This window comes from Priestia sp. TGN 0903, from assembly GCF_050846855.1.
GTDB classification, from domain to species: domain Bacteria; phylum Bacillota; class Bacilli; order Bacillales; family Bacillaceae_H; genus Priestia; species Priestia zanthoxyli.
The window spans coordinates 1-706 of the sequence record NZ_JBOZGL010000036.1 but is presented as its reverse complement, the minus strand read 5'-3'; the positions used below and the strand labels follow the sequence as shown (position 1 = coordinate 706).

Annotated in this window: 2 protein-coding genes; both read right to left on the bottom strand. The window is 64.6% G+C overall.

Annotated elements, in window-relative coordinates:
* The coding region (locus ACRPLY_RS26780) for a hypothetical protein (protein WP_432232226.1) at positions 1-501 on the bottom strand (501 nt) is incomplete at its 3' end.
* A 9-nt stretch (positions 502-510) separates the two neighbouring features.
* The coding region (locus ACRPLY_RS26775) for a hypothetical protein (RefSeq protein ID WP_432232225.1) at positions 511-706 on the bottom strand (196 nt) is incomplete at its 5' end.

Sequence of the window (706 nt, the reverse complement as noted above, 5' to 3'; positions counted from 1 at the left end):
CGCGATCGTGACGAACAGGCCGGAGTTGCGACCCTCGACGGCGAGCGCGACGCGGAGTTCGTACACGGAGCCCTCTTCGACACCGATAGGCACGAGATCGACGGCGGCGACGCGAGCCTTGATGACCTGAGCCTTCTGCGATGCTGCAGCCGGGGTCGTGTGCTTCAGTCCGGGCCGGTGGATCAGGTATACCACCGAGTCCTCCACGAACTTCTCCGAAATGGTCTCCGCCTGGGGGTCGCCGATCTTGATGGTGAGCGGCTCGAGGTTGCGCTCGCGATTGCCGACGCGCTTCTTCGCGACCTTGTCGCACAGGTACTGCGAGCTGGCGTAGGAGACGTCGGTGGAGATGCCGAACGACTTGATGGAGCACTCGATGGCGGTGCCCGCGTTGTACTCGGCGACGGTCGGCTTGTCGAGGTCCGCGACAGCGGGGGCGACGATAACGGCGGAGTTCTCGAGAACCTCCACGCCGTCGGGATTGAAAACAGTGAGAGACATGGGGGCTCCTTAGATGTTGGTCTTGAACTTGGGGTGTGCTGGGTTGCCGTTGGCGTCGACGGCTGGCGACTTGAGCCGCTTGTATCGGGCCTTGTCGGAGTCCGCGAGGTCGGCGGAGATGGTGACGTGGTGCCCGGTCGCGGTGTCGCGGACACGCACGACGCTCACCCCGGCTCGGGTGACGACTCCCGTTTCAACGTCGGAG